Here is an 8,000-nt window from a genome sequence, read left to right on the forward strand (position 1 = left end):
ACTGGAAGGGTTAAGTGTAAAAAAAGGCTTAACCACATTTGGATTGAAAACAAAGCTTTATATAAAAGCTCAAAAAGAAGCACTTAAAGCCTGGAAGCAGATGCTGGCCGTAAGTGCGTAACATCAGTTAATAATACCTTTATGCAATCCAGCATAGCCATCATAGATGCCATAAACCTCTAAACCATTATGTAGGCCTTCACGCACAACGGCGCGGATTGCTGCATTCATACCGGGTGCATCACCACCACTTGTTAAAACACCTATTTTTTTGATCATTAAAACCCCCAGTGTATCGCCAATAATATTTCATTTATTGGTTCAGAATACGCACTCTAAAAACGGCTCATAAGATCTGAACATCCTTATGAAAGAGTCATTATAAGCAAACCAAAAATGAATTAATCTGACAAAAGCATTCTAAATTAAAAACAAATAAAACGTTTTTCTACAAGAAAGATTAGATCAAGAAATAATATAAACCAGAAAGTGACTCAAAAAATTCACAAAATGTAATCTACCTTATTGACCTTAGATACTGCGCAATAAAAAAACTTCGGCTAGCGTCTTAGCTATCTGTTTATATTTTTATTGAATGATAAATAACTTTAGTGACAGCAAGCGGATTTGTTGGTCGTTGCCAAGTTCAAAAGCAATTAACCACGAAGGCACGAATAAAAAGAAGGTTAAGATCCCGCATTTTTTTATGAGTTTCTTCATGCTCTCGAGTGTACTTCGTGGTGATGCTTTTTGAATAAAGTCGACAATCAGATGAAGTCAAAGGCGATTTAATGCTCTCGAGTGTTCAAAAATTGTAATGCGCGTGCAGCGTAACTTTAGTAGAAAAAATTTGAGTGAGCAGTGCACCCATTTAGGTTTATATAAATCATTAATTAGAAATATTTTTACTGATAGTGCACAACTTAGCGACAAAAAGAGGATATTTTACCGTTAAAGACAAAACACCCGCTGTTATTTTTTTATTTTCAAAACTAGCTAGCTAACTGTTGTGAATCCTTAATATAGTTAACCAGATCATCAATACTCACCACGGGAATCTGCTGCGAATTGGCAAAGCAAATCACCTCGGGTAACCGCGCCATAGTCCCATCTGGATTGGTTAACTCACAAATAACACCAGCAGGTGTTCTACCCGCAAGCCGAGTTAAATCAACCGCTGCTTCAGTATGACCGCGGCGCATCAATACACCTCCGTTTACCGCCTTTAGAGGAAAAACATGACCGGGACGCGCGAGATCTTGTGCTTGTGCCGAGGGGGAAATAGCCGCTTTAATGGTCGCCACACGATCTTGTGCTGAAACCCCCGTAGTGACGCCCTGTTTAGCTTCAATACTCACAGTGTAAGCGGTTTTATTTTGGCTGTTATTGTTGGCAACCATTTGCGGCAAGTTAAGGTGCTGGGTGGTTTCTTCTGTTAAGCATAGACAAACAATGCCGCTTCCTTCGCGGATCATCATTGCCATCTGCGCGCTAGAGAGTGAATCTGCAGCAAAAATAAAGTCACCTTCATTTTCCCGATCTTCATCATCAACAACTAATACTCCGAGACCATTTCGAATGGACTCAATGGCTTTTATTACACGTACGTTAGCATCGCCAAATTGACTTAATAGAGACTGACTCATGGTACTTCCTTTTATAATTAGTGACCAGAATCAGGGCATAAAGAAGCTTCTCCTTTGCACATTAATGTGAAAAAAAGACAGATGCGCACATGACTAACAGCAAAGGAATTAATTAAGCAGGTGTTGCGCTGTGCAATTTGCCACTAGCAAGACTTGGGTTGCAGGAGATAGTTGTTCTCACTTCAAAACTCACCACACAGTTAGTGCCGATTTTACCCAGTAAAGCTGTTCACCTTTTTATTTCCTTCGTTATAAGCATGCTGCGGGATCCTCTTTCATCCGGACTATCACCGTCGGCTCTGGAATTTAACCAGATCTGCTGACCTCAAAATATTGAGCGCTCGCGGGCTTATCATATTATAGCCAAGCAACCTAAAAATGCAGGTATCTGCATATCAATGAAGCTTTAAAATAGACTTACCGCCGGTGGGGAATCACACCCCGCCCTGAGAATTGCTAATAAAATTTAGCAGCGAATATATTACGCCCTAATAAGTAAGTTGTGAATGGGAAAAAGACAAAATAGTATACGAGGGTCAACGTAACAACTCATAACGGTATATCAAGTTAGCCTTTAGTGACTGCATTTTTAATATACGCAGCCAGTTTATCCATTGTTCGCTGCAAATGGGATTGCTGAGTAAAACCGCTCTTTACTCTGGGCTTAAGATCGTGATCTCCATCTTCCAACCATAGCCAGTCGATAGTATCAGGCAAGCCATAATGCTCAACCTCCTGTTTATTTCCCATCGTATCGCGCTCACCTTGAACAATTAACAGATCCTGCTTAATTAACGGAAAATGTTCAGTGCGTAATTTATCCGTTTTCCCGACAGGATGAAACGGGAAACCGAGGCAGGCAACACCTTTAATCGCCTCCCCCTTGTTTTCGCTGGATAACTGCGCGGCCAGTAACGTTGCGATGCGTCCTCCCATCGACTTACCACCAATCACTATTGGTTTGTCTATATCAGCAATCAACGTCGCAAATTGCGCGATAAGTTTAGGTGCTCGTTCTGGTGGTCGCCGTTTACCACTATCAATAAGCTGCTGCATATAAGGGAAATTAAAACGCGCCACACGAATTCCGCGCAAGGCGAGCCCTTGCGCTATATTAACCATAAATGTTGAATCAGCGCCCGCACCAGCACCATGTGCAAAGATAAATAGAGGCCCATCAACAGGCCCTTCGTAGATTAATTTCATTGTTGGTCCTAGTCCACTTGTATGCTTTTTTATATAAAATAGCAAAAGAATGCTGATCATGCTTTAGCCGTGCTTAAATCGTCAAGCCCAAATATTTACAGCTAACCTTTCCCCCTTTTATTTTTATCAAGAGAAATAAATGATGAGGCTCTGCGATTTCCTGTTATTTATGACAAAAGAAAAGATCAGTTAAATAAACAAGAAATAGGATTTTTGGATGAACAACTTAAAATGATAAAGCGGCTTTACAATACTAAAGTCTATTACGAACTGCTATTACAGCTTATTCTTTTATGTGAAAACTGGTGATCCCCTTTCAACAACAAATCAACCCGAGTTTATAACTCAGGTCCATCATCTAGCTATCAAATTGCGAGAATATTTAGTGTCGCCGAAAGTGTCAAAATAGTTGCAATCGGATATAAATGCCATTTAACAATATGATGTATTTTAAGCCCTGCAATCACTCTCAAAATTCAGGTTGTATAAATAAAAAGAGCCCTTACTGATTACTTAGTAATGGCTCTAAATGTTACTGGCGTTGGTCGAGAATTCGAGTATTGCCGCAATTAGTTTAAAAGTAGTTAACCCAAACTAGGCATAACGCCGGCTTAGAAACGATTAGTCCTTTGTTGTTTACGAGTAAAAATCAAGCCTAAAAGACCGAAACCAAATATAAATAAAAGAGAAGGTGCCGGCACAGGATGGATAGGTGGAACCGGCCCCGAGACTAATAACCATCCCACGGGGCGCGAGGAGATCCAGCCAAGGCTACTGAACTCATCCGACCGTGATACTGTCTGGTCCAGCCAATTTATTCTCATCGCGAGAGAGGGTTGCCACGGAGGACTCACCGTACTGCCAACACTCATACACCCTACACGCTTTATATCTCGAACATAGTCCAATAAAAACCACGCACTTGAGGACCAAGACGTGTAATTGTCTCCAAATGCTGACTGTTCGATCTCATAACCAGTAAATATAATATCATCACTATGTTGTAAGAGCGTCTGGGTACCGGTAGCCATTGAAAAAAATAAGCTGGCCTCATTTTGATTGGCAATATGATAATCTTCGTATAACCCTCCGGTCTGCGTTGCTGCAAATGTTTGCGCGTAATTATAAGACGCTATCTCCCCCCATCCAACATAAGTTAAGCCATTAGTGCCGGTGATCAGGTGAGTTCCGGTATCATCGTAATTTAAGTCGCCGGTAATAATCGCTGCATTAGAGCTGATTGAAGTTAACGATAAGAGGCCGATTACTGCTATTTTTGATAATGAAGATTTCATAATAATTTTCCTCGAGATGTCACTATTTACGAATAAAGAAAACTAATTTGCTTACGAAGCCATATTTATAAAAATAAAAAAACATAAGCTAAAAAAAATATTCTAGGAAACGTTTAATAAGAGATGCTACATCAAATATAAAGCATTAATCAAAAACCTGCAAAATAATAACCATAAAATAGTGATTATCAGTACATGATTAAACCAGTAGGCCGTCACTCTTGCTTTAAAAAGCTAAAAAAGAAAAATCCGTGACTAATTACTCAGTGACGGGTTTGAAATTGCTGGAGTTGGCCGATAACGGGTTACTCTGTCGTGAATAGGCATTCGCGTAATGCTGAAAGAGCCCTGCAATCACCCTAGAAACCTCAATGATAGAAATGAAAAAACCGTGACTAATTACTCAGTAACGGGTTTGAAATTGCTGGAGTCGGCTGATAAGTCGACTCGTTTAAAATATGAGAGTTCATTTCATTAGCCTTTTGAGTAAGTCACCACTAACAGTGTGACAAAGAGTGTGACAAACAGTATAACAGGCCGACACCGTTTTATTCTTTACCTAGTATTTATATACAATCCTCTCTGTAACCATTATTACCAGACAATAATCAATGACAAATTAATTAACAGCACTACTACCTCTGTAATTATCCAAGCCCTTCTCACACATTAAATTTAACGAACTCGCTTTCGAGAGTCTCTGTTTTTGCAATGAGATAGGCCTTGCATTAACACCAGACTAAATTGAGCATTTACTTAACTGTTACTAAACACGTTGATTTTGTGATATTTACTAGATATTATAATGACCACTAAAATGAGATATATGAAACATTTTTCCGTGCGTAGTGTTGCCTGTTAAAGCGTTAGTCTTCAGAGTTAAAATATAAACATAAGGTTCGATTTTGATCTTGTAAAAAGGAAGTAAATCAGATGCATTATCAAATGGATTACAATGGACAAGTACTTAAATGGGGAACTCGTGGCGAATTTAAGGCAACATCAGGTCTTCCTAGTTCACAACTACCTAGTAATCAATGCATCCCCGATAAAAGCTAACACGGGAGCGATTACATTTTGCTCGATACGCCGATGACATCATCATTTTGGTTAAGTCTAAGCCTATCGGCAATAAGGTCAAAGTAGCGATATCACGCTATATCAGCAAGCGCTTGAAATTGATTGTTAATGAAACTAAAAGTCGCGTCGGGCCTGTTTCTGGCTCGAAGTTCTTAGGCTTTACTTTCCCACGCGGTCGGCTACAAATTCATGCTAAAACTTTGAAAGTATTCAAAGAAAAAGTAAGAGCACTGACCAATCGGAATTGGGGAATTGCAATGGAAAAGCAAATTCAGAAACTTAATCAATTTCTACGAGGATGGGGAAATTATTTCCTCATTGCCAATGCCTATCAATTAACGGTGGATCTTGATTCTTGGATCCGTCGTCGATTGCGGATGTGCTACTGGCGACAATGGCGAAAACCGCGCACCAAAGTGAGAGCTTTAATCAAACTTGGCGTGACTGAACGTCTAGCCATTGCTTGTGGCATAACCAGCAAAGGGCCATGTCGTAGTTCAAAAACGAAAGGGATCAATATTGCGATCAGTAATGCGTTTTTAGAACAGCAAGGCTTGGTGTCATTGAGACAAATGTGGATCAATATCCAATATTCATGAAGGAAGATGAACCGCTCTGTGCGGAGCCGCATGCAGGGTGGTGTGGGGGCTGGAGGCTAGACACCTCCGGCTACGCGATTAAGCCTCTATTTATATTAACCCGAAATAATTTAAGAATCCTAACAGCGCTCCAGATAGTCCAGCAGATATTAATAACCAGTAAAATGTAAAACCTAAAACACGATCAAATTTGGTTGTATTGCTATGTACAATTGTTGCGTTAGCGTACATAAACGAAAGTTTACTACCTTCCAGTTTTCGGCTCCATGATCTTGGAAGTGCTAATGCCTGTGCGACATTGATAATATCCCAACCGCTAGCATACTCTAAGCCAAGAGCAGATTTTGTCTTTGGGTTTTTTCTTAGTTTTTTAACTGTTAGCTGGCCAAAGGCAACATAGAGCACTCCTACAATAATTGCTGAGAATATAAGGAGACCAACAAAGAGCTCTTTATTATTCATAATCAATTCAGTTGCATCATTATTGAGTCATAAACGCCACCGGCATTTTCTTTAACTACTTGGTTGGTTACAATTGAAGTCGCGGCAGCAACCCCCGCAACAGCAATTCCTCCAACGATTAACCCAACCCAACCAATCGGGGTGGCGACAATAAGAAAGCCTAATACCACCCCTCCAACATTAACTGCAGCAGTGCCAGCCATAGCGCTTGTCGCAAAGCTACTTGATTCAATAAACATCTCTCGCTCCCAATTAGCACCTGCTTTATAACTATTATGGATATTACCAACACGACTACCGAAGTCGATAACAGCAAGACCATTACCTAAGAATTTTGCGTGTTTAGTCAATTTAACAATATTGTCAGCTTGAACAGGATTGATTAAATCTAGTTTGGCAATACTCCTACTGCTTCTTGCAATATCAGCGCCCCGCTTAAAGTTAGTCATAGGTGTACCTCGCCCAGATTTAACTTGGCTTGTTACTACCTTTACTTCGTGTCTAAAACTATTTTGCATTTTATCAAAAGCCATTTTCGCTTTCTGTCGAGCAGCCATTTTAGAAGGGGACTTTGTAATTGCTGCTTGGCGATATTCCATTAAAGCTGATTGATAGGTTTTTACCGAACCAACAAAACCACCCATTCTATTAGCGTAAACGCTGGTTGATGCCCCCATTAAGCCGACATTGTATTCTTGTAATTGAGCAGATATAGCTGAAAGTGCTAAAAGGTTATCTCCACCAAAAGATAATGCTAAACTCGTAAGGTTTTGTGTGATTGCAGGATTAGATAATTTTGCCAGTGTTGTAGCGCCAAGTGTAGAATGACCGTTTTTTAATAAATATGGTTTATTAGCGATAATCATATCTGGATTAGGACAGGTAAGAGATGAAGCCAGTTCAATTCCGATACCACACTCATTTTTAAATGCACTTGCGCTAAAGGTGCGATTACATAAAATTATTTCACTCATTTAAAATCCCTTTAAAGATAAATTTAATAGTAACTTAGAGCTTAACTGTAATATTATAATTATCATTTTTCAGTCAGGAAATTATAAACCCCATCACTGTAATTGACATAATATTGATTATCAATGTTTTTTAATTATTTAATTATATCCATATTAATTGAACCGAAATTACGGGAGCTTGCACAAAGGCTTAGACATAATGACTTCCCACTAAGGTGCTAGCCTCTACCGTGGGTTAGTTTTACAACCAGAGCCATAATATATATATCAATAATATAACGTGGAGGCTAGCATGAATAAACATAGCATACTTTTCATTGGGTTAGATACTCACAAAACATTTACTGAGATTGCATATATCGAAGATGAGCGCGGTGCTAAACCCATTCATTTAGGTCGTATTCTCAGCAACAAAGCGGCGTTTAAAAAATTAGTTAGACAATTACAATCAAAATATCCACAGGCTACGCTGCATTTCGTTTACGAAGCTGGCCCTTGTGGTTACTGGATATACCGATTATTAACCAGTCTTAATCAATGTTGTTATGTAATAGCCCCTTCTTTAATTCCTAAAAAACCAGGTGATCATGTTAAAACAGATAAAAGAGATGCGTTAAAACTCGCCAAACTACTCAAATCTGAAGATTTAACTGCCATTTATGTTCCTGAGCCTGAAGATGAAGCGGTACGTGATCTGTCTAGAGCGCGAGAAACTGCAATGAAGGATCTTAAAGATGC

7 protein-coding genes, 3 pseudogenes and 1 riboswitch are annotated in these 8,000 nt (G+C 39.4%); of the genes and pseudogenes, 4 read left to right on the forward strand and 6 right to left on the reverse strand.

What is annotated here, in order from left to right:
• Positions 1-121 (forward strand): annotated as a pseudogene (locus KSO91_RS17940) (IS701 family transposase); the annotation flags it as partial.
• Between the two features lie 20 nt (positions 122-141).
• Here KSO91_RS17940 and KSO91_RS14840 read toward each other — a convergent pair.
• The 4 genes and pseudogenes from KSO91_RS14840 to KSO91_RS14855 all read right to left on the reverse strand — a co-directional run.
• Positions 142-279, reverse strand: a pseudogene (locus KSO91_RS14840) (6-phosphofructokinase); the annotation flags it as partial.
• 713 nt (positions 280-992) lie between these two features.
• Complete coding sequence (gene ribB / locus KSO91_RS14845; protein ID WP_238743815.1) at positions 993-1,646, reverse strand: 3,4-dihydroxy-2-butanone-4-phosphate synthase; 654 nt, start codon at positions 1,644-1,646, stop codon at positions 993-995.
• A gap of 263 nt (positions 1,647-1,909) precedes the next feature.
• Positions 1,910-2,104, reverse strand: a riboswitch (FMN riboswitch).
• 109 nt (positions 2,105-2,213) lie between these two features.
• Entirely contained in the window at positions 2,214-2,852 is a 639-nt protein-coding gene (locus tag KSO91_RS14850) for an alpha/beta fold hydrolase (protein ID WP_238743816.1), read from the reverse strand.
• Between the two features lie 611 nt (positions 2,853-3,463).
• Positions 3,464-4,147 carry a PEP-CTERM sorting domain-containing protein gene (locus tag KSO91_RS14855; RefSeq protein ID WP_238743817.1) on the reverse strand — a complete coding sequence of 228 codons (684 nt, stop codon included), beginning with the start codon at positions 4,145-4,147 and terminating at the stop codon, positions 3,464-3,466.
• A gap of 933 nt (positions 4,148-5,080) precedes the next feature.
• On the opposite strand from KSO91_RS14855, the gene KSO91_RS17685 reads away from it, so the two are divergent.
• Together KSO91_RS17685 and KSO91_RS14860 are read left to right on the forward strand one after the other, a co-directional pair.
• Positions 5,081-5,206: a hypothetical protein gene (locus tag KSO91_RS17685; protein ID WP_275114010.1), complete on the forward strand. Its 126-nt coding sequence runs from the start codon at positions 5,081-5,083 to the stop codon at positions 5,204-5,206.
• Between the two features lie 17 nt (positions 5,207-5,223).
• A pseudogene (locus KSO91_RS14860) lies at positions 5,224-5,826 on the forward strand (group II intron maturase-specific domain-containing protein); the annotation flags it as partial.
• Between the two features lie 90 nt (positions 5,827-5,916).
• On the opposite strand, the gene KSO91_RS14865 reads toward KSO91_RS14860, so the two are convergent.
• A complete protein-coding gene (locus KSO91_RS14865) occupies positions 5,917-6,288 on the reverse strand; it encodes a hypothetical protein (RefSeq protein ID WP_238743818.1) in 372 nt (123 codons plus the stop codon).
• Between the two features lie 2 nt (positions 6,289-6,290).
• Positions 6,291-7,262 carry a hypothetical protein gene (locus KSO91_RS14870; RefSeq protein WP_238743819.1) on the reverse strand — a complete coding sequence of 324 codons (972 nt, stop codon included), beginning with the start codon at positions 7,260-7,262 and terminating at the stop codon, positions 6,291-6,293.
• A 292-nt stretch (positions 7,263-7,554) separates the two neighbouring features.
• On the opposite strand from KSO91_RS14870, the gene KSO91_RS14875 reads away from it, so the two are divergent.
• Positions 7,555-8,000: IS110 family transposase (locus KSO91_RS14875; protein WP_238743820.1), on the forward strand; the 446-nt coding region annotated here is incomplete at its 3' end.

Source organism: Psychromonas antarctica (assembly GCF_022267535.1).
Taxonomy (GTDB): domain Bacteria; phylum Pseudomonadota; class Gammaproteobacteria; order Enterobacterales; family Psychromonadaceae; genus Psychromonas; species Psychromonas antarctica.

Excerpts from the sequence above, each read along its gene's own strand:
- ribB (WP_238743815.1), bottom strand. The coding sequence starts at position 1,646 with ATGAGTCAGTCTCTATTAAGTCAATTTGGCGATGCTAACGTACGTGTA.
- KSO91_RS14850 (WP_238743816.1), bottom strand. The coding sequence starts at position 2,852 with ATGAAATTAATCTACGAAGGGCCTGTTGATGGGCCTCTATTTATCTTT.
- KSO91_RS14855 (WP_238743817.1), bottom strand. The coding sequence starts at position 4,147 with ATGAAATCTTCATTATCAAAAATAGCAGTAATCGGCCTCTTATCGTTA.
- KSO91_RS17685 (WP_275114010.1), top strand. The coding sequence starts at position 5,081 with ATGCATTATCAAATGGATTACAATGGACAAGTACTTAAATGGGGAACT.
- KSO91_RS14865 (WP_238743818.1), bottom strand. The coding sequence starts at position 6,288 with ATGAATAATAAAGAGCTCTTTGTTGGTCTCCTTATATTCTCAGCAATT.
- KSO91_RS14870 (WP_238743819.1), bottom strand. The coding sequence starts at position 7,262 with ATGAGTGAAATAATTTTATGTAATCGCACCTTTAGCGCAAGTGCATTT.